Source organism: Roseivirga sp. UBA1976 (assembly GCF_002336325.1).
Classification (GTDB): domain Bacteria; phylum Bacteroidota; class Bacteroidia; order Cytophagales; family Cyclobacteriaceae; genus Roseivirga; species Roseivirga thermotolerans.
Genome location: NZ_DDDQ01000135.1, coordinates 1 through 26,912, shown reverse-complemented (window position 1 = coordinate 26,912; position 26,912 = coordinate 1). Strand labels below are relative to the sequence as shown.

At 44.7% G+C, this 26,912-nt stretch carries 25 protein-coding genes and 1 other RNA gene; 19 read left to right on the top strand and 7 right to left on the bottom strand.

The genetic code is table 11. From position 1 onward, the window contains the following. Positions 1–141 precede the first annotated feature (141 nt). The 4 genes from B3763_RS13385 to B3763_RS13370 all read left to right on the top strand — a co-directional run bounded on the left by B3763_RS13385 (position 142) and on the right by B3763_RS13370 (position 4,891). Positions 142–1,377 (top strand): M16 family metallopeptidase, encoded by a 1,236-nt coding sequence (locus B3763_RS13385; protein WP_286747211.1) that lies wholly within the window; start codon positions 142–144, stop codon positions 1,375–1,377. After that, the gene (locus B3763_RS13380) at positions 1,377–2,021 is read left to right on the top strand and encodes an O-methyltransferase (RefSeq protein ID WP_189628194.1); all 645 of its coding nucleotides are present in this window, start codon (positions 1,377–1,379) and stop codon (positions 2,019–2,021) included. Before B3763_RS13385 ends, B3763_RS13380 begins: the two co-directional genes overlap by 1 nt. Further along, positions 2,018–3,895 (top strand): LysM peptidoglycan-binding domain-containing protein, encoded by a 1,878-nt coding sequence (locus B3763_RS13375; RefSeq protein WP_286747209.1) that lies wholly within the window; start codon positions 2,018–2,020, stop codon positions 3,893–3,895. The genes B3763_RS13380 and B3763_RS13375 overlap by 4 nt, the downstream gene beginning before the upstream one ends. Positions 3,896–3,979: 84 nt before the next feature. After that, positions 3,980–4,891, top strand: a complete 912-nt coding sequence (locus B3763_RS13370) for a DUF3078 domain-containing protein (RefSeq protein ID WP_286747206.1) — start codon at positions 3,980–3,982, stop codon at positions 4,889–4,891. A 22-nt stretch (positions 4,892–4,913) separates the two neighbouring features. Here B3763_RS13370 and B3763_RS13365 read toward each other — a convergent pair whose 3' ends face one another. The 4 genes from B3763_RS13365 to B3763_RS13350 all read right to left on the bottom strand — a co-directional run bounded on the left by B3763_RS13365 (position 4,914) and on the right by B3763_RS13350 (position 9,787). After that, on the bottom strand, positions 4,914–5,534 hold the full coding sequence (locus B3763_RS13365) for a hypothetical protein (protein ID WP_286747205.1): 621 nt from the start codon (positions 5,532–5,534) through the stop codon (positions 4,914–4,916). A 59-nt stretch (positions 5,535–5,593) separates the two neighbouring features. Continuing rightward, entirely contained in the window at positions 5,594–6,709 is a 1,116-nt protein-coding gene (gene dnaX, locus B3763_RS13360) for a DNA polymerase III subunit gamma/tau (protein ID WP_286747203.1), read from the bottom strand. A 367-nt stretch (positions 6,710–7,076) separates the two neighbouring features. Further along, positions 7,077–7,445: a transfer-messenger RNA gene (gene ssrA, locus B3763_RS13355) on the bottom strand. 152 nt (positions 7,446–7,597) lie between these two features. Next, positions 7,598–9,787: a helix-turn-helix domain-containing protein gene (locus B3763_RS13350; protein ID WP_286747201.1), complete on the bottom strand. Its 2,190-nt coding sequence runs from the start codon at positions 9,785–9,787 to the stop codon at positions 7,598–7,600. A 116-nt stretch (positions 9,788–9,903) separates the two neighbouring features. On the opposite strand from B3763_RS13350, the gene B3763_RS13345 reads away from it, so the two are divergent. The 10 genes from B3763_RS13345 (at position 9,904) to B3763_RS13300 (ending at position 19,605) form a co-directional block, all read left to right on the top strand. Next, a complete protein-coding gene (locus B3763_RS13345; RefSeq protein ID WP_189628188.1) occupies positions 9,904–10,122 on the top strand; it encodes a hypothetical protein in 219 nt (72 codons plus the stop codon). 50 nt (positions 10,123–10,172) lie between these two features. Then, the gene (locus B3763_RS13340) at positions 10,173–10,751 is read left to right on the top strand and encodes a helix-turn-helix domain-containing protein (protein ID WP_286747198.1); all 579 of its coding nucleotides are present in this window, start codon (positions 10,173–10,175) and stop codon (positions 10,749–10,751) included. Between the two features lie 83 nt (positions 10,752–10,834). After that, on the top strand, positions 10,835–11,398 hold the full coding sequence (locus tag B3763_RS13335; protein ID WP_286747196.1) for a helix-turn-helix domain-containing protein: 564 nt from the start codon (positions 10,835–10,837) through the stop codon (positions 11,396–11,398). Between the two features lie 66 nt (positions 11,399–11,464). Beyond that, positions 11,465–13,726 carry a heavy metal translocating P-type ATPase gene (locus B3763_RS13330; protein WP_286747194.1) on the top strand — a complete coding sequence of 754 codons (2,262 nt, stop codon included), beginning with the start codon at positions 11,465–11,467 and terminating at the stop codon, positions 13,724–13,726. 15 nt (positions 13,727–13,741) lie between these two features. Then, a complete protein-coding gene (locus B3763_RS13325; protein ID WP_286747192.1) occupies positions 13,742–14,770 on the top strand; it encodes a ferredoxin--NADP reductase in 1,029 nt (342 codons plus the stop codon). Positions 14,771–14,852: 82 nt separating this feature from the next. After that, a complete protein-coding gene (locus tag B3763_RS13320) occupies positions 14,853–15,074 on the top strand; it encodes a heavy-metal-associated domain-containing protein (protein WP_189628183.1) in 222 nt (73 codons plus the stop codon). After that, positions 15,071–15,442, top strand: a complete 372-nt coding sequence (locus tag B3763_RS13315; RefSeq protein ID WP_286747190.1) for a DUF3347 domain-containing protein — start codon at positions 15,071–15,073, stop codon at positions 15,440–15,442. The genes B3763_RS13320 and B3763_RS13315 overlap by 4 nt, the downstream gene beginning before the upstream one ends. Positions 15,443–15,536: 94 nt before the next feature. Continuing rightward, on the top strand, positions 15,537–17,663 hold the full coding sequence (locus B3763_RS13310; RefSeq protein WP_286747188.1) for a multicopper oxidase domain-containing protein: 2,127 nt from the start codon (positions 15,537–15,539) through the stop codon (positions 17,661–17,663). A 162-nt stretch (positions 17,664–17,825) separates the two neighbouring features. Continuing rightward, positions 17,826–18,653: an alpha/beta hydrolase gene (locus tag B3763_RS13305; protein WP_286747186.1), complete on the top strand. Its 828-nt coding sequence runs from the start codon at positions 17,826–17,828 to the stop codon at positions 18,651–18,653. A 97-nt stretch (positions 18,654–18,750) separates the two neighbouring features. Further along, positions 18,751–19,605 carry a lysophospholipid acyltransferase family protein gene (locus B3763_RS13300; protein ID WP_286747184.1) on the top strand — a complete coding sequence of 285 codons (855 nt, stop codon included), beginning with the start codon at positions 18,751–18,753 and terminating at the stop codon, positions 19,603–19,605. A 16-nt stretch (positions 19,606–19,621) separates the two neighbouring features. Here the strand turns inward: B3763_RS13300 and B3763_RS13295 are convergent, their stop codons facing one another. Together B3763_RS13295 and B3763_RS13290 are read right to left on the bottom strand one after the other, a co-directional pair. Beyond that, positions 19,622–22,036 (bottom strand): ABC transporter permease, encoded by a 2,415-nt coding sequence (locus B3763_RS13295; protein ID WP_286747182.1) that lies wholly within the window; start codon positions 22,034–22,036, stop codon positions 19,622–19,624. 75 nt (positions 22,037–22,111) lie between these two features. Beyond that, positions 22,112–23,218 carry an alanine racemase gene (locus B3763_RS13290; protein ID WP_286747180.1) on the bottom strand — a complete coding sequence of 369 codons (1,107 nt, stop codon included), beginning with the start codon at positions 23,216–23,218 and terminating at the stop codon, positions 22,112–22,114. Positions 23,219–23,346: 128 nt separating this feature from the next. On the opposite strand from B3763_RS13290, the gene B3763_RS13285 reads away from it, so the two are divergent. The 5 genes from B3763_RS13285 to B3763_RS13270 all read left to right on the top strand — a co-directional run bounded on the left by B3763_RS13285 (position 23,347) and on the right by B3763_RS13270 (position 25,098). After that, positions 23,347–24,198 (top strand): SPFH domain-containing protein, encoded by an 852-nt coding sequence (locus B3763_RS13285; RefSeq protein ID WP_189630586.1) that lies wholly within the window; start codon positions 23,347–23,349, stop codon positions 24,196–24,198. A gap of 4 nt (positions 24,199–24,202) precedes the next feature. Further along, on the top strand, positions 24,203–24,346 hold the full coding sequence (locus B3763_RS13280) for a hypothetical protein (protein WP_189630585.1): 144 nt from the start codon (positions 24,203–24,205) through the stop codon (positions 24,344–24,346). Positions 24,347–24,349: 3 nt separating this feature from the next. Next, positions 24,350–24,511 (top strand): Arc family DNA-binding protein, encoded by a 162-nt coding sequence (locus B3763_RS13275; RefSeq protein ID WP_189630584.1) that lies wholly within the window; start codon positions 24,350–24,352, stop codon positions 24,509–24,511. A 66-nt stretch (positions 24,512–24,577) separates the two neighbouring features. After that, a complete protein-coding gene (locus tag B3763_RS18990; RefSeq protein ID WP_349676581.1) occupies positions 24,578–24,724 on the top strand; it encodes a zinc ribbon domain-containing protein in 147 nt (48 codons plus the stop codon). Then, entirely contained in the window at positions 24,724–25,098 is a 375-nt protein-coding gene (locus B3763_RS13270) for an SdpI family protein (RefSeq protein ID WP_286747176.1), read from the top strand. Before B3763_RS18990 ends, B3763_RS13270 begins: the two co-directional genes overlap by 1 nt. Before the next feature lie 78 nt (positions 25,099–25,176). Here the strand turns inward: B3763_RS13270 and B3763_RS13265 are convergent, their stop codons facing one another. Then, on the bottom strand, positions 25,177–26,883 hold the full coding sequence (locus B3763_RS13265) for an ArnT family glycosyltransferase (protein ID WP_286747174.1): 1,707 nt from the start codon (positions 26,881–26,883) through the stop codon (positions 25,177–25,179). Between the last annotated feature and the right edge of the window lie 29 nt (positions 26,884–26,912).

The following is a 26,912-nucleotide window of genomic DNA, read 5'->3' as shown; positions in this document are numbered from 1 at the left end:
ACGGGAATCCGTCTGTTTGATATGGGGATTCCCGCCTGCACGGGAATGACTGTAGGGAGGGGGCGGAGTGATTATCTTACATGTAAAGTGTTCTTATTCTGCTCAATAAAGCCTTAACTTTGCAGCCGTTCCAAAAAAAGCATGGTCGACTACAATCTTATTTCTTTACCCAACGGCATCAGAGTAATCCACAAAGAAGTTCCCAGTACTAAAATTGTGCACTGCGGCTTCATATTGGATATTGGGAGTCGCGATGAAACCGAGGAACAATTGGGTATTGCCCACTTTTGGGAACACATGGCTTTTAAAGGAACCAAAAAACGCAAAGCTTTCCATATTCTCAATAAACTCGATTCGGTAGGGGGAGAGCTGAATGCCTACACAACCAAAGAGAAAATCTGCTTCTACGCCTCAGCGCTGGATAAGCACATGGAGAGTGCCTTTGAGCTTTTGCAGGATATTACTTTCGATTCGGTTTTTCCTGAAAAGCAAATTGAAAATGAAAGAGGGGTCATTTTAGAAGAGATGGCGCTATATCATGACAACCCTGAAGATGCTCTTCAGGACGAGTTCGATCGTGTAGTTTTTAAAGAACATCCTCTGGGTCAAAACATTCTGGGAACCCCCAAAAGTGTGCGGTCTTTTCACCGAGAAGATTTTCAGGAATTTCTAAAAACAAATCTTAGTACAGAGCGGGTGGTGTTTTCATGTGTGGGCAATGTGCCGTTTAAGAAAGTGAAGAGGCTGGCCGAAAAGTACTTTGGCCAAATTCCCCTTTTGCAGGCCTCCCGGCAGCGCAAACCGTTTGAATTTTACCAGCCCGATCGAGAGATTATCAGACGAAACATTACCCAGGCACACTGTGCTATTGGGGCTACAGGCTATGCCCTGGCTGATGAGAAACGACTACCGTTTTTTATGTTGGTGAACATATTGGGCGGACCGGGAATGAATTCCCGGCTCAACCTGGCATTGAGAGAAAAGTATGGATTTGTCTACAGTGTGGAGGCCGCATATCACCCATTTGCCGATACCGGTTTATTCGGCATATACTTTGGAACCGAAAAAAGCCAGGTAGAACGCAGCCACCGCATTATAGCCAAAGAGCTCAGACAGCTACGCGAAAAGCCGTTGGGGGTGCTTCAACTACACAAAGCTAAGGAGCAACTTATTGGACAACTGGCCATGGCCGAAGAAAACAACACCAGCCTTATGTTGATGTTGGGAAAAAGCATTCTTGATATGGAAAAGGTAGATTCTTTGGAAGATGTCTTTCAGCGTATTCGCCAAATCTCCGGTGCTGAGCTCATGGATATTGCCAATGAGATGTTTGACGAAAACCGATTGAGTTATTTAACCCTATTACCCGAAAACTAATGGATTTTATTCCCGAAGACATACAAAGGTATGTAGAAGAGCATACTGATAAGGAAAGTGAACTACTGAGCAGGGTGAATAGAGAAACCCATCAAAAAGTGCTCATGCCACGCATGCTTTCAGGGCATTTGCAAGGCCGGGTACTTTCCATGCTTAGTCATATGATCCAACCGCAAAGAATTCTGGAAATTGGCACTTATACGGGATATTCGGCCATTTGCATGGCAGAGGGGCTGGTGGCCGGTGGAAAATTGATCACCATAGATAAGAATGAGGAACTGGAGGCTTCTGTAAGAGCTTATTTTTCTGAAGCCGGCCTCACCGATAGTATTGACTTTAGAATTGGCGATGCCATGCAGCTAATCCCTGAAATTGAGGGGCCTTTCGATTTAGTTTTCATCGATGCCGACAAGAAAAATTACCTGAATTACTTTAACTTAGTGTTGCAAAAAGTGCGTATTGGTGGTTTTATCATAGCCGACAACGTTTTGTGGAGTGGCAAAGTGGTAAAAACTGACAAGAAAATTGATGCCGATACGCAAGCCATACTCGATTTTAATCGTTCTGTTCACGAAGATGATCGAGTTGAAAACGTTTTGTTCCCCATTAGAGATGGCCTGATGGTGGTAAGAAGAATACAGTGAGAAAGACTTTCACCGCACTACTCATTCTCCTGCTGGCTTCGCTACGTTCATTAGCGCAAGCTCCAATCACTGTCCCCAATGAAATGGAATTTGCCGGGGTCAGGCTCAAAATACAGTCCGATGCCAAGAAGGAAATTGAGCAAACCTTAGACCTGCTTACCCGCAGTCAGTACCATTTTCAGCGCCTTGTAGACAGGTCTCGCCTGTATATGCCTTATGTAGAAGAGGTGCTTCGCCAGGAAGGAATTCCGGAAGATTTTAAATACCTGCCCATTCAAGAGAGTCAGTTTGTATCCGATACAGTATCATCTTCCAATGCCGTGGGTTTCTGGCAGTTCAAAAAAGCATCGGCTCAGGAATTAGGCTTACGGGTAGACAACGTGGTAGACGAACGGAAGCACATTGTGGCAGCAACCGTTGGAGCTACCAAATATTTTAAGCGAAGCAACTTTGTGTTCGATAACTGGGTGCTTTCGCTTCAGTCGTATTTACAGGGGCTCACCGGTACCCAGCGCTCTGTTGACGATAAGTTGTACGGAGCAAAGTCGATGGTAATTGATGGCAAAACACACTGGTACATAAAGAAATTCATAGCTCATTACCTGGCCTTTAAAGATTATGTGGGCAACGGCAAGTATCGTAGCGATATGAGTTTACACAGCTATGAAGGCCGAGGGAAAACCTTGCGGCAGGTGAGCCAGGCAACAGGTACCGATTTCAATGAGTTGAGGGCTTATAATAAATGGCTCAACCAATCTCAGATTCCGGACGATAAGTCTTATCTGGTATTCTATCCCGATGCTAAAAAAGGCGGACCTGTAGTGGTAAGACGCGATGAACCGCAGAAAACTAATGAAGCAGACAAGTCGCGTTCTGCCTCTTCGAATAACCGTTCGGAAAGTACCACAAAGGCCGAAACCAGACGCATGCGCTTCAGGCCAATTGCTGGCAACGTAGGGGCTTTTCCGCAGATTACGGGAAACACCGCCAAGGCCTATGAGCCCGGAAATATTGAGCTGAACGGAATACCCGCAGTTCGAGCTAAAAGCAATGACAATCTGCAAAGCCTTTCTGCCCGCACGGGGGTAAAAACGGAAAGGCTGATGAAGTTCAATGACATTGGTGAAAGAGGCAATGTGAGAGCCGACAGGTACTACTACCTAAAGAAAAAGCGCAACAAGGGTAAGGTTCATTACCATATTGTACAGCCCGGAGAAACCCTGTGGGGCATATCGCAAGACTATGGCATAAAGCTGAAAAAGCTAATGCAAAAGAACAGGATGAAAGAGGCGGAGCAATTGAAAGTGGGGCGTGTGCTGTGGCTCCGATTTATCAGGCCTAAAGATATTCCCGTAGAGTACAGTCGGGTTTCGTTACCTGAGAGCACCCTCGAGCCGGAGCCTGAAAAACCTGTTCAGCCTGAAAGGACCATCCAGGAAAACGTGAGGCCAAAAACCGTTGAATTGCCTTTGCTGGATGATAATGAGGTGTTTATTGAACCTACGCCCATCAGGCCGCTCACAAATACGGCCCGGGACACGGTGGTTGTTCACCGGGTCAGGTACCAGGAAACCTTCTTTGCTATAGCCAAGGAATATGCAGTAGAAATTGATGAAATTCTGGAATGGAATAATCTGAAACTAAGCGATGGCCTGCAAATTGGGCAAGAGTTAAAGTTGCTCGTTCCCAGAGAAAGGTATGCTCCCAAAGTAAAAGAGCCTCAAATCATTACTCATCAAGTGGCCAAAGGAGAAACTATGTGGTCGATATCCAAAAAATATGAAGTTGAAATAGAAGATATAAAACGGTGGAATAACAAGGCAGACCATACGTTGTCTCTTGGAGAAAAACTGATCATCAGAAAGCCCAATTAACGCACAATACCATTTTGGACAAAAAGCTTCCTTGAATTTTTAGGGGTTGGATTACTCCCGTACATTTGCAGCAGAATCATAGGAATGACTCAAAAGACTATTCTATTCTTATTCCTCTTTTCAATTCAACAGGTTTGGGCACAGAACGCTTCCTCCGAGGCAGAGGCCGACTCGGTGGTGTATTGGAAAAACGGAGGCTCTTTCGCATTGAACATTCAACAAGTGGGATTGACCAACTGGGCAGCCGGTGGTGAGTCTTCTTTGGCCATTGGAGGTACCTTGGAGGGGTTTGCCAACTACGAACGCGAAGAGGTGGTATGGGAAAACAGAGCCAAGTTTGGTTACGGAGTAATTCGAAAAGGAGATAATACCAATCGCTTTGAAAAGACAGACGATGCCATTATTCTCTCCAGTAAGTACAGTCAGAAGTTTAGCCAAATGATTCTGATGTCTGCCGCCATTAATTTTAGAACCCAGATGGACGAAGGGGTTAAGCTGGAAAATGTGGCAGGCCAATCGGAGAAACGCAGAGTACTCATATCGGACTTCATGGCTCCTGGATATTTGCAGGCTTCTCTTGGTTTGACCTACAGACCACAAGCCGGCTTATCGGCTACACTAGCCCCATTTACCGGTCGATTTACCTTTGTGCTCAACGACTCGTTATCAAGGGCCGGGTCGTTTGGAGTTATTGCCGGAGAAAAAATACGTTCGGAGGCCGGAATATCTCTCATTGGTACTTTTGAGAGAACTTTAATGAAGAATGTAGAGCTCAAAACCAATTACAACTTCTTCTCCAACTATGAAAAATTCCCCAACACGGTGGTGAATATAGAAGCTGGTTTAAACCTGAAAGTCAACGATTTTATACAGTCAAAAGTAAATACGCAGCTCATCTATGATGATGATGTAAAGGTCACACGGTCGGATGGTACCCGGGGGCGCGATGTGCAGTTGAAAAACGTGATAACGGTTGGCTTTACCTTAAAGTTTTAGCCGGAATCCCGGGGGGCGCTGCTTAAAATTCAGGGTCTAACCCTAGTTTATCCTGAAGATCGCGCAAGGCAGGGTATTTTCGTTTGAGGTGTTCAAACTTTTCTCTATCGGTATAAAGCATTTTCTCCCGCTCCATTTCTCTTACCTCAGACCGAACAGTAATTAGGTCGTTTTCCAGTCTGTCTCTTAAAAATTGCAGAAGATCTCCTCTGAATTTCTCAAAGGTTGGTTCAAGGGCTTCATTGGCTATGGTTACGGTAATTTGCTCTCCGTTTAGAGTATAAGGCTCCTTAAGAATGAGTACTTCCTGAGTGAGCCCCATTTTCTGTCGTTGCTCTACAAAAGCCATCCATTCCCTTTGCAGAGTTGCCGCATCAAAGCTTTTCTGGCGAGTAGGTCCTGTAGGCTCCTTTTCCTTTTCCTGTATATCTTCTTTCGGCTTGCTAATCACCTTCTTGAGTGCACTCAGGTCCGTTGGAATATCCATGGTTTTGGTGCTGAGAGGCTTTCTAAGCTTGGGGCGACTAGTAGTAGGCTCAGGTTTGGCGGCTTGAGCAACCTCCTCTTTAGAGGTAGAAGGGGCCTTTTCGGTAACTGTTATCGCTTCGCTGGTGGGTGCCTGAGTGGCATTGGTCTCCGGCACTAAAGGTGAAGAGGAACGATCGGGCGTTTCGTCTTGAGGTTCGGTAGCCTCAGGCTGCGTTAGGCTTTTTTTTTTGATGAATCGTCTGCAACACTCACATCGGCCAACTGAATGGCTCTTTTTAGGTGAGCCATTTTCAAGAGAGCAAGCTCCACGTGTAAACGCTGGTTTTTACTGGCTTTGTAATGAATGTCGCATTGGTTGGCCACGTTCAGCGCAGTGAGTAAAAACGACATGGGCACTTCGTTGGCCTGGGCCTGATATTTAGCCTTTACGGTATCCGAAACCTCCAATAATTGAATGGTGGCATTGTCTTTACACACCATAAGGTCTCTGAAATGACCACTTAGTCCCACAATGAAATTATGACCGTCAAAACCTTTTTTCAAAATTTCATCAAACAGCAAGAGAGTAGCCGGGGTGTCTTCGTTAAACAACGCTTCCGTCATTCTAAAGTAGTAGTCGTAGTCCAGAATGTGAAGGTTGTCTATTGTGGCCTGATAGGTAACCTTTTTGCCATGAGAGAAGGTAACAATCAGATCGAAGAGGGAGAGGGCGTCACGCATAGCTCCATCTGCCTTTTGAGCAATCAGGTTCAGCGCTTCATCTTCTGCCTCAATGCCTTCTTTCTCAGCAATCATTTTCAGCTGACCTGAGATATCACTTACCTCAATTCTGTTGAAGTCGAAAATCTGACAACGGGAAAGTATAGTAGGAATTACCTTGTGTTTCTCCGTTGTCGCCAGAATAAAAATGGCGTATGATGGTGGCTCTTCCAGGGTCTTCAAAAATGCATTGAAAGCCTGGTTCGAAAGCATGTGAACCTCATCTATGATGTAGACCTTGAATTTGCCCTGCTGCGGAGGATAACGCACCTGATCGATCAGGTTTCGGATATCGTCTACCGAGTTGTTGGAGGCCGCATCGAGTTCATAGATATTAAAGGAATCGTTGCCTAATAGGGGATTATCTATAGACTGTTCGTTGATGAGTCTGGCTACAATTCTGGCGCAGGTGGTTTTTCCAACCCCTCTGGGGCCACAAAAGAGCAGTGCTTGAGCCAGTTGCTCATTGTCAATTGCGTTTTTTAGGGTAGTAGTGATGTGCTCCTGACCCACAACTTCCTCAAAACCAACCGGTCTGTACTTCCTTGCCGAGACAACGAATTTTTCCATTGCCGCAAGATATAAATTTGAGTTACATGTTCAGAGTTCAAAGTTTAAAGTTTGAGGAAAAAGTAACAAGGAACTGCCAAGAGCCCGGAGTTTACAAAGGCGGGTTCTTTGTTTTCCATCCCGACCGAAGCAGAGGGATCTGCCCAATAAGAAGGCTTGGCCGATCTTTCGGCTGCGCTCAAGATAGGAAACTTAAAAGACCGCCTATGTCGAAGCTTCGGAGGGGAAATGTGAACCGGGGGATGGCTCATACGCACAAACATGCCGTACATCCTCTCACGAACCATAAGGTTTCAAGCCCTCTGCCCGGGGTTCTCAAAACCCTAAATCGGACAATAAAAAAGACCACAAGTGTGGCCTCTTTTTATGGTGGAGCCGGAGGGATTCGAACCCTCGTCCAGATAAGGAACACTAAGTGCCTTCTACATGCTTATTTGCTGATTAGTTTTCGAGTTTGTTAAGGACAGCAACCACCCTAATCCAAACCTTATCCGCGATTAATTTCACGCAAGTGTCGCGACATCCACTTACGCTAGTTCTGCATGATGATGTCTCATATTCCCACCCGGCAGAACGAGGGGTGAGAGAGACACATTGCTATCTAAATCTGATTAGGCAGCAAGGGCGTATTGTCTTTCGCCAATTAAAATGATGAAAGTTTTATTTAAGGGAAATACTAACAACTCCCTGCATGCTTACACTTGCATTACACCTACTGTCAATTCCAGTCGGCCCCATAAGTTTCAATTTTGCCGTTTGCAAAAGGATTACAAATGTAAGGGCTTTTTTGTTCCGTACTAATGGCTGATTGGCTTTATGATACTAAATAAGATTCCGGATATTTTTCTTCCCTTTTTTGGAGTTGGAAGGAAAATCCCAGAATGACGTTTAATCCTTAACCCTGATTCTCTTCCACTCCGTCATCGCTACCCTCACATCTCCGTAAGTGTATTCATCGCCTAGCTTGCTTTTGATTTCGGTGAGGCTGGAGGTTTCTGGGGTGATGAGGCTGAGGATGTTTTTGAGCTTTTCTTCTTCAATCAGGTCGGTGGCTTTTACATCTCCTGTTTCTATGTATTTGCAAAGATGGCCTTCAATAGTGGAGGTTACAAAGCCTCTTTCCTTGGCGATTTCTTCCACAGTTTTACCCTCTTTATATAAGGCAAAGCTGATTTCAGCGGTGGGTGTTTTGTCTTTCTTCTTTTCCGTTTTGGGTATAATCAGTTCCTTCAGCACATCCTGAACATCTTGCTTAGTGAGGGTTTTGCCTTCGGCCAAAAACTGAATATACAGGCTGGCTCTTAACAAGGCCATTTGCTTGTTGAAGAGCAATTCGGAGAGTTCCTTCAATTCCTTTCTGTAGGTTTTGAGTCTGGTCTTGTCCTTCAGGTTTTTATCATGTTCCTTGATGGCATCATAGGCCGTCATTAGAATAGGAGTGAAATAGTCCTTGGCCTTTTTAACACGTTCGGAAAGCTGTTGAATGTCTTGTTCCTGATGGATGATCGAGTAGGCTTGACTCTGAAAACTCTTGCCTACTTTTTCGAGCGGGAAGATAGGGTCTGTCAACTGATTGGTCCACTCCAGAAATTGCTGCTTGAGCGAACGGTTTTCCTGCTTATCGAAACTGAAAATATGACTTCTGAAACTCTTGACCACCTCCTGAAAATCGAAATGCTGGGAGATAAGCTGGAACAGGTACTTATTTCGGTCTTGCGAAAGCCTGCTTGAAAGTTCATCGAGAGAAGGCTTGGCAGCCGAAAACTCCCGCATGGAACTGGAAATATCGAAACCATCGGTCGGGATTCTGGAAGAAAGTACCAGCCCGTCTAAAGAAGTTAGCCTGGAAAGGGCCACATAGACCTGACCTTGGGTAAAAGCCCCTGAAAGATCCAAAATGGCTTTTTCGAAGGTAAGTCCCTGACTTTTGTGCACAGTAACAGCCCAGGCCAGTTTGAGCGGAAAGTGAGTGAAACTTCCCAGAACTTTCTCATCAATCTCGTTGGTGTCTTTGTTCAGGGAATATCGCTTATTCTCCCAGGTATATTGCGGAACATCTACTTCCTCTCCATTGCTGAATTTCACTTTTATAGTTCCTGAAGACAGGTGAGAAACATGGCCGATTTTTCCATTGAAAAACTGGCCCTCACCGCTTGGGTCGTTCTTAATGAACATAACCTGAGCTCCTTCTTTCAAGACCAATTCTTCCGGAATGGGGTAAGAATTTTCCGGAAAGTCGTTGACAATTTCTGCGTGAAAGGAATAGCTTTTGGAGTCTAAGGCCCGCAGTCGTTCGGAGTTGATATTATCAGCTTTGCGGTTGTGTGTGGTGAGGTGAATGTAGCCATCAGCTTCCGCTTCGTTCATCTCCGGCTTGTAATACTGATTCAGGAATTCAATATCTTCTCTGGTTTGTTTGTTCTCCCTAAATCGGTTGAGAATAGCAATGAACTGATCATCGCTTTGACGATAGATTTCCTCCAATTCAACATGAATTAGAGATGCTGCAGAAAGAGCCTTCGCCTCAAAAAAGTAGCTGGAGTTGTAATAGCTCTTCAGGATGTTCCACTCATCGTCTTTTACCACAGGAGGCAGTTGAAGCAGGTCGCCAATGAAAAGAATTTGAGCTCCTCCAAAGGGCACATCCTTTCGTTTTCTCAGGTAGCGAAGCATGTGGTCTATGCAGTCCAGCAAATCGGCACGGAGCATACTTACTTCATCAATGATGAGTAGTTCCATTTCTCGAATGAGCTGCCTTTTGGAGCTATTGAACCTCAGATTAGAAAACAGATTGTACAGCGTGGTGAATTGCGTGTTCACATCAGGTGGAACCACCCTTTCGGGAATAAATGCACCAAACGGAAGTTGCAAAAGGGAATGCAGGGTAACTCCTTGTGCATTGATGGCAGCAATTCCCGTGGGAGCCGCCACAATGGTTTTCTTATGTGTATGCTGAACGATATGTTTGAGGAAGGTGGTTTTTCCTGTTCCCGCCTTGCCTGTTAGGAATACGTGCCTATCGGTGGTATTGATGAAATCGGCTGTGAGTTTGGCTATTTCGTTCAGTTGGTAATTCATGAGATGGGTTGTGGTGCTGGTTAAAAGAATGAATTTTTGTTCAAAGCTTCAAACCAATTCCGCTATTCTATGCTTTACTTTACACAATGTCTTGCAGCAGCGGCAAATATCAGTATATGTCTCAAGATTTGGCCGAAACAGCCTTGATCGATCAACATATTTACAAAGGATTTCTTCCGCATGAAGGGCCACAGAACGTTTACGAATGTCAGGTCTGCGGTTACTGGCACCTTACCTCAAAAGCCACTGAACAGAATCCCCGGCTTGCCGAAATGATAGCGTCCGGAGAAATGAAGCGCAAGCAGGAGGCCAGCAAATGGGAGCGGGGTTTTTGAGAGGTGGTGTTTTCACAGAATAATTAGTTAACTTTTTCAGGTTTATAGGCATGAAAACACAAACATCGGTTTTTATTAAAAACATGGTCTGCAGGCGCTGCATTCTTGCAGTAGAGGCTGTTTTTGAGTCAATGTCTATAACGCCCATGTCAGTATCGTTGGGAGAAGTGAAATTGCCTGCACCGATATCTGAAGCCGAGCTTTTGGAGCTTAACGATGAGCTGAAAAAGAAGGGGTTTGAGTTAATAGGTGATGAGAAGAGTGTACTTCTCGAAAAAGCCAAAACCCTTATCATTGAAGTAATTCATCACAAAGATGAGTTCGATCTCAAAACCAATTGGTCCGATTTTCTCTCAGAGAAGCTTGGCGTTGACTACGCGTACCTGAGCCACCTTTTCTCTACTGTTGTAGGTATTACGCTAGAGCAATATATAATCCGCCAGAAAGTGGAGAAGGTAAAGGAGCATTTGTTTTACGATGAGTTATCGGTGAAGGAAATAGCCTATAAGCTTGGCTATAGCAGTGTTGCACACCTGTCGAGTCAATTCAAAAAAGTGACCGGGCTAACCCCAACGGCTTTTAAGGCTACTCACGATATTCAAAAAAGGAACCCTTTAGATCAGGTTTAAATCTTGTAACACTTCCTGATTATAATGTAACAGGTGAATGTGCCGACAAAGGGATATTTGCCTAAAAGTTATTTTTCAACATAATGGATCAGGAATGCATATACATAAAAGGCATGGTGTGCAACAGGTGCATTACCACCATTCGCGACTTGCTGGAGACCTGGGGTTTTAGGGTGAATAAGGTGAGCCTTGGTCAGGTTGAGCTGGAAAAACCACTGCCTGCCGAAGGCCTGATGACCATAAAGGAGCTTCTTAAACCTCTTGGTTTTGAGCTTTTGGAAGACCGAACTACGAGCCTCCTCAGGCAGCTCAAGGAAGCTATTAAAAGCCTGATAGAGCAAAATTCAGGGGCTTTGTCTTCCATAAAACTTTCGGAGTTCTTGTCATTGAGGTTTCATAAAAACTATGATTCGCTGGCCGAAGTATTTAGTCGCTACGAAGGAATTACTTTAGAGAGGTACTACATCGTTAGTCGGGTAGATAAAGTTAGGGAACTACTGGTCTACTCAGAGGAGACCTTGGAAGAGATAGCTTTCCGAACAGGGTTCAGCAGTCCCCAGCATCTTTCTAACCAATTCAAGAGTGTAACCGGTATCAGTCCTTCTCAATTCAGGTTGAACAGAAGGCGCATACCGGAAAACCTATAATGTTAGCCTGTAATCTTGTAAAGAAGAGGAGGGTATCACTTCCTAATTTTGAAACAAAAACTCAAAATGGAACAATCAATTAAGCAGAACACAGAGGCAAGGTTATCTGTAAATGCAAACATTGTAAAACAGACTTTTCCCGTAACCGGTATGACCTGTGCCGCCTGTGCGGTGAGTGTGGAGTCTATGTTGGCAAACACACCGGGAGTTATGAAGGCCGGGGTAAACTTTGCTACCCAAACTGCCTGGGCCGAATTCAACCCTGAGCAGGCAACTGTAGAAAATTTAAGGAGTTCTGTCCAGGAAATTGGCTACGACCTTATTATAGATACAGAAGATGCTTCTCAGGCACAGACCGATGAGCAAATGAGGCATTACAAAAAAATAAAGAGTCGGTTCATCTGGTCTGCATTGCTAACGGCTCCTGTTTTTGTTATCGGAATGTTTTTCATGGAGTGGGAGCCGGGTAAATGGATTTCTATGCCTTTATCGGCCATTGTGCTGTTTTATATTGGCCGAAGTTTCTTTAACACGGCATGGAAACAGGCCAAGCACGGCATGGCCAATATGGATACGCTTGTGGCTCTTAGCACATCAATAGCCTTTATATTTAGTGTATTCAATACTTTTTTCCCCGATTTCTGGCATCAACGGGGCATACACGCCCATGTATACTATGAAGCAGCAGTGGTTATCATCACTTTTATTTCTTTAGGGAAACTGTTGGAAGAAAAGGCCAAATCAAATACATCTTCAGCCATAAAGAAACTAATGGGGCTACAACCTAAAACCGTCAAAGCCATTGTTGAAGGAGAAGAGGTAGAAATACCCATATCGGCTGTTAAAGAGGGATTTATATTGATGGTTAAACCCGGTGAGAAAATTCCGGTAGATGGTGTGGTCTCTTCCGGTCAATCCTACGTGGATGAAAGCATGATTACAGGGGAATCTGTTCCTGTGAGCAAATCGGTTGATGCTGAAGTGTTTGCCGGCACCGTAAACCAGAAAGGTAGCTTTCAGATGGTGGCCAAAAAGGTGGGCGGAGACACCGTGCTGGCAGGAATCATCAGAATGGTTCAGGAAGCCCAGGGGAGCAAAGCGCCCGTTCAAAAGCTGGTGGATAAAATTGCGGGCATTTTTGTGCCTATTGTGATTGCCATTTCGATAATCACTTTTGTGGTGTGGATGGTTTTAGGAGGCGACAATGCCTTTACCTATGCTTTGCTGTCGTCTGTGTCGGTGTTGGTTATTGCCTGCCCTTGTGCCCTTGGGCTAGCAACTCCAACGGCCATAATGGTTGGTGTGGGCAAAGGCGCTGAAAACAATATTTTAATTAAGGATGCCGAAAGCCTTGAATTGGGGCATAAAGTAAATGCCGTGATCTTAGATAAGACAGGTACCATTACGGAAGGCAGACCCGAGGTTAATGGCTTAAAATGGCAACAGGAAAACTTCGCGCTGGCATATCAGGAGATTCTGTTGAGTTTGGAAATGCAAAGCGAGCACCCCTTGGCCGAAGCCGTAGTGGGCAAGTTGAAGGGACAAGGAGTTAAAAGTACTTCCATCGATTATTTTGAAAGTCTTACCGGCCGTGGAGTCAAAGGTGTTCATGAAGGCAAGAGCTACTATATAGGCAATAAGAGACTCTTAGAGGAAAATAGAATTGAATTGGCTCCGGAGCTTTTCCATCAGGCCGAAGAATGGCAGAAGACCGCCAACACGGTAGTGTATTTTGCAGATACGGATAGAGTATTGGCAATCATTTCTATAGCCGATAAAATTAAAGCCACCTCCAAAGAGGCTATTTCTACGCTTCAAAAAATGGGCATTGAGGTGTATATGCTCACAGGAGATAACCTGCAAACGGCAACCGCTGTGGCTAAAGAGGTAGGGCTGTCGCTGTTCAAAGCAGAAGTGCTGCCATCCGATAAAGCCGCATTTACCCAAAAACTGCAAGAGGAAGGTAAAATTGTGGCGATGGTGGGCGATGGCATTAATGACTCTCACGCACTGGCTCAGGCCGATGTGAGCATAGCCATGGGAAAAGGATCTGACATAGCGATGGACGTTGCAAAGATGACCTTAATAACTTCCGACCTCAACTCTATACCTAAGGCCATAAGGTTATCGCGAAGTACTGTTTCAGGAATCCGTCAAAACCTCTTTTGGGCCTTTATATATAACCTGATTGGTATTCCTTTGGCAGCCGGGGTGCTTTTTCCGGTCAACGGATTTTTACTGGACCCTATGATTGCCGGAGCCGCAATGGCCTTTAGTTCTGTCTCGGTTGTAGCCAACAGTCTGCGTCTTAAGCGTGCCAGAATATAGCCGGAGTTAATTTTCATGAACAAGCAAATTAAAGTGCGGAGGGTGATCAGAGAGACGCCCGATGCCATAACTGTGGTGCTTGAGCCAGACCCCTGGATAGACCACTATAAACCCGGGCAGTTCATTAATGTGTCTGCTCAAGTACATGGAGAAGTAATAAGCAGGTCTTATTCCTTCTCCTCAACTCCGGGAGTCGATGACTTTCCGGCCATTACCATAAAGAGAGTGGCTAATGGTCGCCTATCTACCCAATTGGTAGAAAACCTCAAGCCTGAAATGCTTCTGGAGACGAGTCAACCTATGGGGCGCTTTGCTTTAAAAGAAGATGAGGAGCACTCTGGTGACTTGCTTTTTATTGCCGGGGGAAGCGGTATTACCCCTCTGTTCTCCATGATTAAGTCGGTCTTGAAAACTAAACCAGAGAAGTCAATCAAGCTGATTTATGCCAATAAGAACGAGCAGTCAATCATATTTCTGGATCAGCTTCAACGGCTGGCCAAAGAGTCATCCGGTCAGTTTGAGGTTATTCATTTACTCGAAACACTTGCTTCAGAAAACCTTTTGGGAGTAAAGAAAGGGCGAGTTAATGCAGAGGTTATAGTAGAGGCGCTAGGTGATGTCCCATCTTTTTCGGCAGTATACCTATGCGGTCCGCAGGGAATGATGGAGAGCGCTTGTTCAAGCCTGCACGACCTGGGAGTTGATCCGTCCCGGATTTATCAAGAGTCTTTCAGTGCTTTTAACACCACCACGGCATCTATCAATGAGGGAGTCGCCAGGGTTACCATAATCAAAGAAAACGGCAGTGAGCAAATCACTATACCCAAAAATCAATTGGTGCTCAATGCGATACTAAATGCGGGAATTGAGCTTCCATACTCATGCAAGGAGGCCATGTGCGGAACCTGCAGGGTCAAATTGGTTTCTGGCAAGCTAGTGATGAACGAGAACTATGCCTTAACCGATGAAATGTTAAACAGTGGATTTGTGCTTACATGCTCAGGTCTTGCCGTGACAGACGAACTCACCATTTCCTATCTCTAATTCTGAAATACTAGTCGGCAATCATGTAAGCTGCTGGCGCTCACTTTAAAATAATTTTACACAAAAGTTAAAAACTCAAATAATGGAAACTCTAAAATTCAATTCAACAATCAAATGTACTGGATGCTTGGCCAAAGTAACCCCATTTTTAGATGAGGTAGCCGGAGCAGACAATTGGGAGGTTGATCTAAAAAACCCCAATAAAGTACTAACAGTTAAGGCCAATGGCTTAACTGCAGATCAAATTACCAAGGCTGTTAAAGATGCTGGTTATGCTGCAGAGCAATTAAAAACTAATGCATGAAAACCTTGGCAATAATGCTATTGGCTGCCCTGAGTTGGGGCAGCCTTTTAGCACAAACCACAAGTGAGGTTTTTGGGCAGTATGTGGGCTTAAAGAACTCTTTGGTAGATGGTGATGCAAAAAAGTCGTCTGTTTCAGCTTCCGCGCTTTTGAAGTCTTTTGAGACAATGACCGTAGTGGACGACCAAAAAAGCAGAGTTTCCACCATCATGGTGTCTTTGGGTAAGATTAAGGAAGAAAAAAAACTGGAAGCACAAAGAGCAGAGTTTGCAAAGCTCTCTGAAAGCTTTTGGCAGTATCTGCAGGGAGACCAGTCCTTTAAGGAAGCTCATTACTACATCTATTGTCCTATGAAGAAGTGGTACTGAGTCAGTGAGTCTAACACGATAAGAAATCCATTTTACGGCAAACAAATGCTGTCTTGCGGAAAAGTGGAGTTAACGGGGAATAATTGAAAAGAAGATGAAACGATTCTTTCTCATTATTCTGGGCATTATAACGGCCTATTGTGCGCTGGCCCAAGGAGTGGTAAAGTATGACCTTGTGGTAAGCGATACACTGGTTAATTATACAGGAAAGGCGCGCAAGGCCATTGCAATAAACGGTCAGCTGCCGGCACCAACATTGTATTTTACAGAAGGAGATACGGCTGAAATCCATGTTTACAACAAAATGCACCACGAAACATCAATTCATTGGCATGGGCTTATTCTTCCCAACGAACAAGATGGAGTGCCCTATCTTACCACCACGCCCATCAAACCAATGGGTAAGCACGTCTTCCGTTTTCCAATCGTACAATCAGGTACCTATTGGTATCATTCCCATACTATGCTCCAGGAGCAGGTAGGAATGTACGGGGCATTTATCATTCATAAAAGAGGTGAAGCTGTAGCCTCGGAATACACCATGTTGCTATCTGACTGGACGGATGAAAATCCCATTCAGGTAGAGCGATCATTGCATCAGGCAACTGATTGGTATGGGATAAAAAAAGGGGCAGTTCAAAGCTATTCAGAGGCCATTGCAGCTGGCAAAGCGGGCACTAAGCTGATGAATGAAACCAAGAGAATGCTCGCAATGGATGTGAGCGATGTCTACTACGACAAGCTTTTGGTAAACGGAAGGCCATGGGACGAAGCGGAGTTTAACCCGGGAGATACCGTCAGGCTTAGGATAATCAATGGCAGTTCATCGACATATTTTTGGATAGATTATTCGGGAGGCCAATTGATTGTGGTTGCCAGCGATGGAGCAGATGTTGAACCGGTTCTGGTCGATAGGCTGATAGTGGCGGTTTCAGAAACCTATGATGTGAAAGTAGTTGTTCCTGCCGAGGGGAAGTTTGAAGTAAAAGCCACTTCTGAAGATCGAACAAATAGCACTTCACTTTGGCTGGGCAAGGGCGAAAGAATAAAAGGAGACGAGTTGCCAAGGCTTCGCTACTTTGAGGGGATGTCTATGATGAATTCCATGATGACTATGGGGGGTAAAATGAACGATATGGGAATGGACATGAGCCTTCAGCAAATGGACATGAATAGCGTCATGTATCCGGAGGTAATGGATGCCACCGAACCATTGGTAACCCTTAATTACGCCATGTTAAAGTCGCCAGTGGAAACAACGCTTCCAAAAGGAACCACCAGAGAGCTAAGGTTTGAGCTTACGGGCAATATGAACAGGTATGTATGGACCATTGATAATAAGACAGTTTCGGAAGCTGATAAAATATTGATTCGAAAGGGGGAGAACCTAAGAATTGTGATTTACAATAATTCCATGATGAGACACCCCATGCACCTTCACGGACACTTTTTCAGGCTACTGAACGGGCAGGGTGAATACTCTCCTCTCAAAACGGTTTTAGACGTGATGCCAATGGAAACCGATACCATTGAGTTTCATGCCTCAGAAGAATATGGTGACTGGTATTTTCATTGTCATATCCTCTATCATATGATGTCCGGTATGGGCAGAATCTTTACCTATGATACTCCAAATCCCAACCCTCAATTTACCAACCCACGCAAAGCCTTAAGGAAAGTGTATAAAGACGATCGCAGGTTTTATCTGGGTGGAGAAATTGGCTTGGAAACCAACGGTAGCGATGGTGAAGTGTCCTTTTCAAATACACGCTGGAGTTTCTCTGGCGAGTGGAGGCTTGGGATCAACAATGAAAAAGGCTACGAGTCAGAAGTGCATTTTGGCCGATATGTAGGCAGTGCTCAGTTTGTAATGCCATACATAGGGTGGGACGGAAGGAGTAGAGATGCTCATGAAACTGACCAAAACTTATTTGGTCAGGAGAATACAAAGAATGAGAGAAATGTGCTTTGTGTAGGAGTTCTATATACCCTTCCCTGGTTCATAGAGTCAGACGTAAGGATAGACCATACAGGGAAGTTAAGAGTGCAGTTTTTAAGAGATGATTTGCCCCTAACCCCCAGAGTAAGGTTGTGGGGTATGTGGAATACCGATTTGGAGTATGCTGTTGGAGCCTCTTACATACTATCAAAATACTTGTCTCTTTCAACCCACTATGATAGCGACATGAAGTTTGGAGCCGGCATAAAGATCAATTACTAGTTTAGCATCAGGCAGGGCGCAACTCTGCCTGATCAATATAAAGCCTCACTTTCTCAGACCAGAAGAAGGGTAGAATATACAGGTAAGAGCCATAACGATTTTTGAGTGCATTCTTTAGATTATCCTTACTTTCGTGATCAATTTTTAGGTTAAACTCAGATCATGAAAATACTTATAGCACTACTAATGACAACACTGGCCATCTCGGTCAATGCTCAGCAGAGCACCTCTACGGCAGCCGCCAATGTACATGTAGTCGATTCGGTATTTACTATAGAAGGTCTTGAGAGAGAACGGCAGGTGCGCATTTACCTTCCACCCGATTATGAAACTACCAACGACCGCTATCCAGTGCTTTACATGCACGATGGTCAGAATCTTTTCGATGACACCACCTCATTTGTAGGAGAGTGGGGAGTAGACGAAATTTTAAATGAGCTCTATACCGAAAAAAGGATGCGCTTTATTGTGGTGGGTATAGACAATGGTCAGGCCAACAGAATTCATGAATTAACCGCCTGGGATCACCCCAAATATGGCAAGGCCGAAGGGAAACCTTACATGGATTTTATAGTGCATACTGTGAAGCCCTACATAGACCAGACCTATCGAACCATAAACAATCCGCAAAACACGGCCATTATTGGCAGCTCACTTGGAGGGCTCATTTCTCACTATGCCATTTTTGAGTACCCTCAGGTGTTTGGTAAAGCCGGTATCTTGTCGCCAAGTTATTGGTGGGGCGAAGGCCCCTTTATTCAGGTGGAGTCTGGTGAACTGTGGGGCGGAGCCAGGCTGTATTTGCTCATGGGAGGTAAAGAAGGACCTCAAATGGTCGATAGCTTTCAGCGAATGCTGAGGCTTCTTGATGAAAAAGGCTATTCGCGCCAGCTTAAGAGTAAACTGGTGCCTGAAGGGGAGCACAACGAGCAGTTCTGGAGAAGGGAGTTCAAAGAGGTTGTTCTTTGGCTTTTTGGTGGCCCTTTGTAAAGGCTATTGGCCTATCTTTGCCGCCACTTAGACTATAAAAGCATTACGAACTAAATGCCCGGCAAAGCCGTTCACTTATTTCAATTTTTAATCATCAATGACACTCATACGGATAGTATCTCTGTTTCCCGCCCGTTGGATTTACTTTTGGTTTAGACTAGCCGCTCATTTTGCCTATTATGTTTCCAGGTACCGAGGCGAGGTTATCCGCACCAACATCAGCAACTCTTTTCCGGAATACAGCAGAGAGCAGGTAGAAGCTACGGCCAAAGCCTTTTACTATCAGTTTATGGAGGTGTTTGCAGAATCAATCATTGCCTACCGCTTTTCAAAAGCCGACTGGGAAAAGCACTTTCACATTACAAACCCTCATGAGTTAAAAAGTTTGCTCGATGCCGGCCAGCCAATTATTCTTCTTTCCGGCCATACCTGCAACTGGGAGTGGCCCGCACATGCCATTGTCAGTCAGCTGAACGTACCCATGGAGTTTCTCTACAAACCCATTCAGAACGAGCGCTATGAGCGTATTATGTTTCAGTTGCGAACACGCCACGGAGGCCAACCCATTCCTAAAGACTCAGCTATCAGAGAGATTCTGAAACGAAAAAATGAAGCCCGTGTCATTGGTATTATTGGTGATCAGATACCCAGTAAAAGCACTGAAAAAAAATGGGTCAATTTCCTCAACCAGGAGTCGGCCTTTTATGTTGGGGCCGAAAAAATTGCCAGAGCCGTTGGGTATCCGGTGTTTTTTGCGGAAACACACAGGGTGAAGCGAGGGTACTATTCTCTTACCTTCCGAATGATAGCCAAACCTCCCTACGGTGACGATCCTAAAATTATCGAAACGTATACCCGGATGTTGGAAGCAAGCATAAGACACCATCCGGCCGATTATCTGTGGTCGCATAGACGTTGGAAGTACAGTAGAGAACAAGCTGAGGCATCGTAGGCTCAACCGTAGCTATTTATTCATCGCGCAGTACTTCAGAAGGGTTCTGCCTGGCCGCATTAAGTGAGTGTACGCCAATGGTCAACCATGCGATGACTATGGATACGCCCCCCACCAGAACAAACACCCATACTTCAATTGACGTTTGGTAGGCAAAGTTAGACAGCCAGTTCTTTGTAAAAAAATAGGCCAATGGGCTGGCTATAACAATAGAAAGAACGATCAGGATGGAGAACTCTTTGGTAAAAGAGGCTATGATTTGTCTGGCAGTGGCTCCCAGTACTTTTCTAATGCCCACTTCTTTGGTTTTTTGTTGTGCGGTAAATGCGGCCAAACCAAAAAGACCAAGACAGGCAATGAGCACAGCCAGTACGGCAAAAGAGGTAAATATATCGCCTAAACGGCTTTCTGTCTCATACATATTTCCAAAGCGATCGTCTAGAAAACTGTATTCAAAAGGCTGATCGGTAGCCATCTGGTCCCAGGCCGATCGGGCATCGCTAATTACCTGCTGAAAATTGCCAGCATTGAGTCGAACGCCCAAGTAGCCATTTTGGCCGTTGAGTCGCATAACCAAGGGGCCAATCTCTGTTTTGAGCGATTCAAAATGAAAGTCTTTTACAATACCTATTACCTTGTATCGGTCAAGGGCCGAACCATCATCATTGAAATCGCCAATCACCGCATTTTCCAGGTCTTTAATACCATAAATTTCGGCTGCTTTCTCATTTATTACCATGGCTGTACTATCGGTGGGAATATCACGGTCGAAGAAACGGCCCTTCACTAGCTCTAAACCAAACACTTTTTGATAGTTATGGTCTACATACCAGTTTTGCGATACCTGCCCCCTATCCTGATCGATAATGCCATCAGGAAAAAACACCGTACTAGATCTGTTGCTCGAAGTGGGCAAATACCAGGTAGAACTCACTGCCTCCACATTGGCATTGGCCAAAAGCTCGTTTTTGTATGCTTCCACACCATCGCCCAATAAGTAAGTGTTATGTACCAACAACACCTTTTCTTTCTCAAATCCGAGTTTTTTGTTTTGAATGTACTGCAGCTGATTGAGAATACTGAATGTACCTATAATGAGCAGAATGGATATGAAGAATTGAAAGGTAACGAGGGCTTTGCGCAAGCCACCACTTTTCATGCCCATACTCAGGTTGCCCTTCAATACCTTTACGGGGCTAAATGCTGAAAGAAAAAATGCAGGATACAATCCGGCCAAAAAGCCCACCACCACTGAACCGGCAAAAACCAACGGCAGATTAGCCACAAAATCGAGACTCATTTCGCGCCCGGCAAAGTTGTTGAAAAATGGAAGTAAGAGAACAGCCAATCCAAGGCCAATCAGTCCGCTGATAAAGGTGATAAGCACCGACTCGGAGATAAATTGTGTCACCAACTGACCTTTAACAGAACCAAGTACCTTACGAACACCAACCTCTTTGGCCCTGTTGGCACTTCGGGCGGTCGATAAATTCATAAAGTTGATGCAGGCAATAACCAATATAAAAACCGCTATGGCCGAGAATATATAGACATAGGTTATGTCAGACTCAGGTTCAAAACCTCCGTAACCATCAGACAACAGGTGAATATCGGCTATGGGCTGAAGAAAATAATGAAATCGGTTACCGGCTGCTTCGAATTGCTCGAAAGTCATATCCAGATACTGTTTAAACTCTGCCCCCATCTTCTCAATAGCAATTTCGTTCATCTGCTTTTGCACTTGCTCTACATTGGCGTTGGGTTGCATTACCAGGTACGTATCATAGTTTTGATTGAGCCATTGCTGGTTGTTGTAGTCACTTTCTCTGGTAATGAATGACAAAATTACATTGAAACGAAAGTGGCTATTGGAAGGAATATCTTCATAGACTCCGGCAACTACCCAATCGGAGTCGTTATCTAGGCGCACCGTTTTACCAATCGGGTCTTCATCGCCAAAATACTTACGGGCAGTAGTAGCACTCATGGCCAGGTGGTTTTTCTTGGTGAGCACCTCCCCCGGAACACCTTTGAGCAATGGCACCCGGAATACCTCAAAGAACGTTTCATCGGCAAACACAAAGCGGTTTTCATTAAAAACCTTGTCGTTGTATTTCACAATCCAATTGCCGGTGTTTCTAAGCCGTAGCCTTTCTTCTACTCCGGGTATCTGGTCTCTGAAAGTAGCACCGGTGGGAGCCGGACTTTGCGAGCCCGTAAAGTCTCTGCCATTGAAAGAGCCCTCAATAACTACCCGGTAAATGTTTTCGTGATTAGGGAAGTGCCTGTCATAGCTCAATTCGTACTGAACATAAGTAACAATGAGCATGCAACACGCTATGCCTATAGCCAGCCCCGAAATATTGAGAACAGAAAAGAATTTATCCTTCCAAATACTCCGGAAGGCAGTTTTGATGTAGTTGTATAACATTATTGTTGGTTTGAGTTTTGACCAGTGGCTTGCGCCACTTGCGCGTAAGACGACTCAAACCACACAGAAGTTGCATTAGCTCATTACAGTTTCCATATGCTCATACCTTTTGCCATCTAAGGTCAGGTAAGACTTAAGCAAATTGGCAGTGAGGCATGAGTGTATAGGCAGAAAGCCAAGCACATCACCGATTTCTATGGCCTCAAAAGTTTCGTCATCTACCGACAATACTCCGTGCTCCTGAGAAAGAGAAGTTAAACGGGCCTCCGGAATAATGGAAGACCATCCTCGCTCCTGAAGAATAACCATCTCCCCAAAAAATTTCTGCTCGTTGGCATCGAACAAATGGTCTTTAGAAAAATGAACCGCACCTCCATGCACCACTATCTGATTTCTATCGGCATACTTGGCCACCACAGGACAAGCCACTGCCACGGCAATGTCGGTCTCATCACAAACGTTCAGGTAATTCATTACCAGATCATAAAAAATAAAGTTACCGGGACCCATTTCATCCACGCCCTGCATATCTTCGACCACCGTACAACCGGGAGTATCTCCCATTCTGATAACACACTCTGACAAACCAAGGGTATTTTTTAGCTCCAGAAGCTTTTCGATACTCTCCTTCCAAATTTGCCTGATATCATCAATACTATTGGCCTGGTAGGTATTACCCGGGTGGCAATACAGGCCATAGAATCTCAGGCTCTCATCATTGGTCAGTGCTTTGAGTACCTGTTCAAATAAATCTACACGAGTGGCTTTTAGCCCAGACCTGCCATAACCGGCATCTACTTCCACAAGCACATTTACCGTTTGCTTGAATCGGCCGGCAACATGCTGAATAACCGCAGGGTCTGCCACCAATACAGTCAGCTTCACCCCTTGTTCTAAAAGCACATTTAAAGCATCAACCTCCAGTGGGTTTAAAGGGAAAGCCACGGTAATATCTTTCCAACCATTCTGGGCGAAGTACTCTGCCATTTTCACTGAAGACACGCTAATCCGATCTACTCCCCTTGCCCTAAACAGCTCCGCAATTTCTCTTGACTGGTGGGTCTTGAAGTGAGGCACCAGCTCTGTTCCGGTTCTTTGGGCTTTTTGAAGCATGCCATCCAAATTGGCCAGCATTTTGGCCTCATCGAGCAGTAGAGTAGGTCGGGTTATGTTCAGTTCCATGACTGAAAATTACGAGGATAATGACAGGCATTAAAAAAATTGGCCACAGAACTCAACCTTTTTTCTAAAGGTCACGTTTTTATGATTATCTTTTGATATCATTTTAATATCATATTAAATTTGAAGACATGAAAAACGAAAAACCCTATCAGCCTAAATCCGGCTTTGGCATGCTAGCCTTTGCTTTCATTCTCCTGGCCGGAACAATAGCCGCACTAATTGTTACCCAAAACCCGCTATTTGCTCTTCTGTTTATCCTCTTCTTGTTTCTGTTGCCCGGTTTTTTTGTAGTGCAACCCAATCAATCCAGAGTATTGGTTTTTTTCGGAGACTACAGAGGAACGGTTAAGAAGAATGGTTTTTTCTGGGTGAACCCATTTTACTCCAAAAAGAAGGTTTCGCTTCGTGCACACAACTTTGATAGCGAACGGGTAAAGGTGAACGACAAACTGGGTAACCCCATTCTCATTAGCGTTATTTTGGTTTGGCAGGTTGAAGAAACCTATAAAGCAGCTTTCGAGGTGAACGATTACACTCACTTTGTGAGGGTACAAACCGATGCGGCCGTGCGAAAGCTAGCCAACACTTATGCCTATGACAACTTTGAAGATGAAGGCGAAATAACGCTCCGCTCGGGCATGGAAGAAGTAAACCACGACCTTGAAGGAGAGCTGGCTGAGCGTTTGGCAATTGCCGGTATACGAGTAATTGAAGCGCGTATTGGTTATTTGGCCTATGCCGAAGAAATTGCCAGTGCTATGCTACAAAGACAACAGGCTACGGCCATAGTAGCCGCTCGTTATAAAATTGTAGAAGGTGCTGTGGGCATGGTTGAGTCTGCTTTGGAAGAGCTGAATAAAAAACAGATAGTAGATTTAGACGAGGAGAAAAAGGCCTCTATGGTGAGTAATCTCATGGTTGTACTTTGCTCCGACAAATCGGCTACTCCTGTAGTAAATGCCGGAACCTTAAACCATTAGAATTATGCAGTATAAAATTTTACAGAAAGGCCCATTTGAAAAGCTGGAGAAATTCGAAAAGAGGTTGAACGAGTTGGCCATGTCTGGCTGGCGGGTAGTTACTTCCATGGGCGACTTTTACCTGGTTTTGGGCAAAGAGAAATACTAAGTTATGGCCAAGAAGAAACCTTTTGTGCTCAGGATGGATCCTGAAATTCTGGCCGCTGTTGAAAAATGGGCGGCCGATGAATTTCGTAGTACAAACGGACAAATGGAATGGATTATAAACAAAGCCTTGAAGGAAGCTTCGAGACTACCTAAAAAGAAAGACTAATGGAACACAAAAACTGGACCTGTCCCAAGTGTAGGAACAGATCGTTCGAAACGGATACTTGTTGCGATGACAGGCAGCAGATTAAGCCGTTTTTTCGATATTCAAAACCGAAAGTTTGCCGCTATAAACTGTACTCGCTGCGGCTATACAGAATTTTATAAAATGAACAAAGCCGGTACATTAAGTAACTTGTTAGACCTAATTACAACCTAATGACCCAAGCCCTGCTTATCCATGCTATTATTGCCTTCTCGGCCCTGCTGCCGGGAGTGCTTATGCAGTTCGTAAATGTGGAGTCGCCCAACCGTTGGGTAGGTTATCGTACACCATTTTCTATGAAAACCCAACATACCTGGGAGTTTGCCAATCAGTTCAGTGCCAAGGCCATACTTTGGGCAGGCATTATTACCGTAGCCATTCAAATTGTGCTATACTTTGTAATAAGCAGTCTGGAAGCGCAAATACTCATTGCTTCCGGAGTGATGACCCTGGGCTTTCTTATGGTTATTGCCATTACGGAAAGTAAGCTCCACAACCGGTTCGACAAAGACGGAATGCCTAAAGACCTGGATGCCGACCGGTTCTAGTGTTGCCTTACATTAAAAAAACTCCACCTTGGTTCGGGCAAGAGTGTTTGAGCTAAAGCCGGCACAATGGAGTGGAGTTTAGTCCATTTCCAGCTCATATTTTTTGGAGTTAATGGGAGGCTCTATACCCTCAACTTGTATTGAAAAGCGAAGGTGGTGCTTACCCTCTCCCAACTGCGGCTGCTGTAGTAATACTGACACCTCCCTGCTTTCTCCCGGAGATATTTCTCCACTCAGTTCTTTCAACTCCTGTATTCCTACGGGCTGCAAGCCCTTTAAATAATGGGCATTGAGTACAACTCTGCGCTCACCTGCATCGCTAAAATTGACTGCATAATCATAGTGGTTGGTTAGTCGCAAGGTTACCATCACATTTCCTTTCTTAAGGTCATTTACTTGCTCCTCATCAATCAGTTCTACAGCTACCTTTCTAAAACTCCTGAAGTTTTCTACCACCCGATAATGTATGCCCTTCCCAATTTGCGTGTAATAGTCTTTGTAGTTTACCGTATCGCGATAACGGTTTATCTGAAACACTGTTTTTCCTTGTAGTTGCTCCTCTAATGGTAAAAGGTCGTGCTGGGTTTCCCGGTAATCAAAGGTGTTATAACAGTGCACAATGTCTCCGGTAAGGTAGGCGTAACGAGAGGCTCTCTCGTAGTGATTGTTGAACATAACAGGCAGGCCGTTGCTCAGCTCGTTCACCTCTTCGGCCCAGGTATCCCAATTATGCAACACGTCCCAGCCTTCAGTCCACGATTTGGGTAGGAAATCATACATCAGATATATTCTTAAGGGTACAATCAGCACTAGAGTAGCCACAGCAATACGCCTCATCCATTGTCTCATGCGTTCATGATCGGCTATGTACTCATGAGCCAGAAGCACCAGCGGCATCATCATTATGCTCGTCCAGTGTTTATGAAACTCTACCTTGAGAGTGGAAATAAAGAAGAAGACGAATACTCCCACCAGGCAAAAGCGAAGGGCCCGGTTAAAATCGGAACTATGCCTGTTCAAGAAAGCCCCTGCAATGAGTAAAACTCCACAAAACGGGCCAAATACTACCGGTTGAATACCGACATAATAAGCCAGCGATTCCCAACTAAAGCCCATGTCTATTCGGTTGTACAAATGGAACTTGATGGTGGCAAAATCGTGATTAAACTGCCAAATGGTGTGGGGTATCATAAATACCACAGTGGCTAATACCACCAGCCAGAAAGATTTACGCAGAACCAACTTAACGTTAGAAAGCACCGTGAAAATGACAATCAGGAAACCATGGTGTTTGCTCAGCATAATAAGAGCAATAGATAACGCCAACAACACCGAAACCTTCCGGTTGTCGTCTTCCAAATACTGTTTGTAGAAGTACAGAAATAATGCTTCGAACAGAATTAAGGGCACATCAGTTTTTACCAAAAAAGCACCCGCATGGACAGCCACAGCCGAAAGGGCAATCCAAACAAACAACGGATCGTCTTTCTTAGCCAAGGTTTTACGAATAACCACCAAAGTGAGCATGTTAGCGATTAAAAACCAGAGCCTTAACCCCAGGGCATTTGGAATGAGGGTGTAGCCCATATAGCTTAAAACACCAACCATTGGAGGATGATCCAGATAGCCCCAGTCAAGATATTGAGAGAACAACCAGTAATAGGCTTCCTCTCCGCTCACCTCAGTAAAGTAGTTTTGAATAAGCCCAACAATAAACCATATAATCAGAAAAACCGCGAAAACCGGCTTGGTGTCCGTACTTCGAGATAAGGTGCTAGTAGTCATCTAAGGAAATTAGAAAGCACAAAAGTAAG

Excerpts from the sequence above, each read along its gene's own strand:
- B3763_RS13330 (WP_286747194.1), top strand. The coding sequence starts at position 11,465 with ATGGAACAATCAATTAAGCAGAACACAGAGGCAAGGTTATCTGTAAAT.
- B3763_RS13345 (WP_189628188.1), top strand. The coding sequence starts at position 9,904 with ATGTCTCAAGATTTGGCCGAAACAGCCTTGATCGATCAACATATTTAC.
- B3763_RS13320 (WP_189628183.1), top strand. The coding sequence starts at position 14,853 with ATGGAAACTCTAAAATTCAATTCAACAATCAAATGTACTGGATGCTTG.
- B3763_RS13295 (WP_286747182.1), bottom strand. The coding sequence starts at position 22,036 with ATGTTATACAACTACATCAAAACTGCCTTCCGGAGTATTTGGAAGGAT.
- B3763_RS13305 (WP_286747186.1), top strand. The coding sequence starts at position 17,826 with ATGAAAATACTTATAGCACTACTAATGACAACACTGGCCATCTCGGTC.
- B3763_RS13310 (WP_286747188.1), top strand. The coding sequence starts at position 15,537 with ATGAAACGATTCTTTCTCATTATTCTGGGCATTATAACGGCCTATTGT.
- dnaX (WP_286747203.1), bottom strand. The coding sequence starts at position 6,709 with ATGGAAAAATTCGTTGTCTCGGCAAGGAAGTACAGACCGGTTGGTTTT.
- B3763_RS13275 (WP_189630584.1), top strand. The coding sequence starts at position 24,350 with ATGGCCAAGAAGAAACCTTTTGTGCTCAGGATGGATCCTGAAATTCTG.
- B3763_RS13280 (WP_189630585.1), top strand. The coding sequence starts at position 24,203 with ATGCAGTATAAAATTTTACAGAAAGGCCCATTTGAAAAGCTGGAGAAA.
- B3763_RS13335 (WP_286747196.1), top strand. The coding sequence starts at position 10,835 with ATGGATCAGGAATGCATATACATAAAAGGCATGGTGTGCAACAGGTGC.
- B3763_RS13300 (WP_286747184.1), top strand. The coding sequence starts at position 18,751 with ATGACACTCATACGGATAGTATCTCTGTTTCCCGCCCGTTGGATTTAC.
- B3763_RS13265 (WP_286747174.1), bottom strand. The coding sequence starts at position 26,883 with ATGACTACTAGCACCTTATCTCGAAGTACGGACACCAAGCCGGTTTTC.
- B3763_RS13315 (WP_286747190.1), top strand. The coding sequence starts at position 15,071 with ATGAAAACCTTGGCAATAATGCTATTGGCTGCCCTGAGTTGGGGCAGC.
- B3763_RS13350 (WP_286747201.1), bottom strand. The coding sequence starts at position 9,787 with ATGAATTACCAACTGAACGAAATAGCCAAACTCACAGCCGATTTCATC.
- B3763_RS13270 (WP_286747176.1), top strand. The coding sequence starts at position 24,724 with ATGACCCAAGCCCTGCTTATCCATGCTATTATTGCCTTCTCGGCCCTG.
- B3763_RS18990 (WP_349676581.1), top strand. The coding sequence starts at position 24,578 with ATGACAGGCAGCAGATTAAGCCGTTTTTTCGATATTCAAAACCGAAAG.
- B3763_RS13325 (WP_286747192.1), top strand. The coding sequence starts at position 13,742 with ATGAACAAGCAAATTAAAGTGCGGAGGGTGATCAGAGAGACGCCCGAT.
- B3763_RS13290 (WP_286747180.1), bottom strand. The coding sequence starts at position 23,218 with ATGGAACTGAACATAACCCGACCTACTCTACTGCTCGATGAGGCCAAA.
- B3763_RS13370 (WP_286747206.1), top strand. The coding sequence starts at position 3,980 with ATGACTCAAAAGACTATTCTATTCTTATTCCTCTTTTCAATTCAACAG.
- B3763_RS13340 (WP_286747198.1), top strand. The coding sequence starts at position 10,173 with ATGAAAACACAAACATCGGTTTTTATTAAAAACATGGTCTGCAGGCGC.
- B3763_RS13385 (WP_286747211.1), top strand. The coding sequence starts at position 142 with ATGGTCGACTACAATCTTATTTCTTTACCCAACGGCATCAGAGTAATC.
- B3763_RS13285 (WP_189630586.1), top strand. The coding sequence starts at position 23,347 with ATGAAAAACGAAAAACCCTATCAGCCTAAATCCGGCTTTGGCATGCTA.
- B3763_RS13380 (WP_189628194.1), top strand. The coding sequence starts at position 1,377 with ATGGATTTTATTCCCGAAGACATACAAAGGTATGTAGAAGAGCATACT.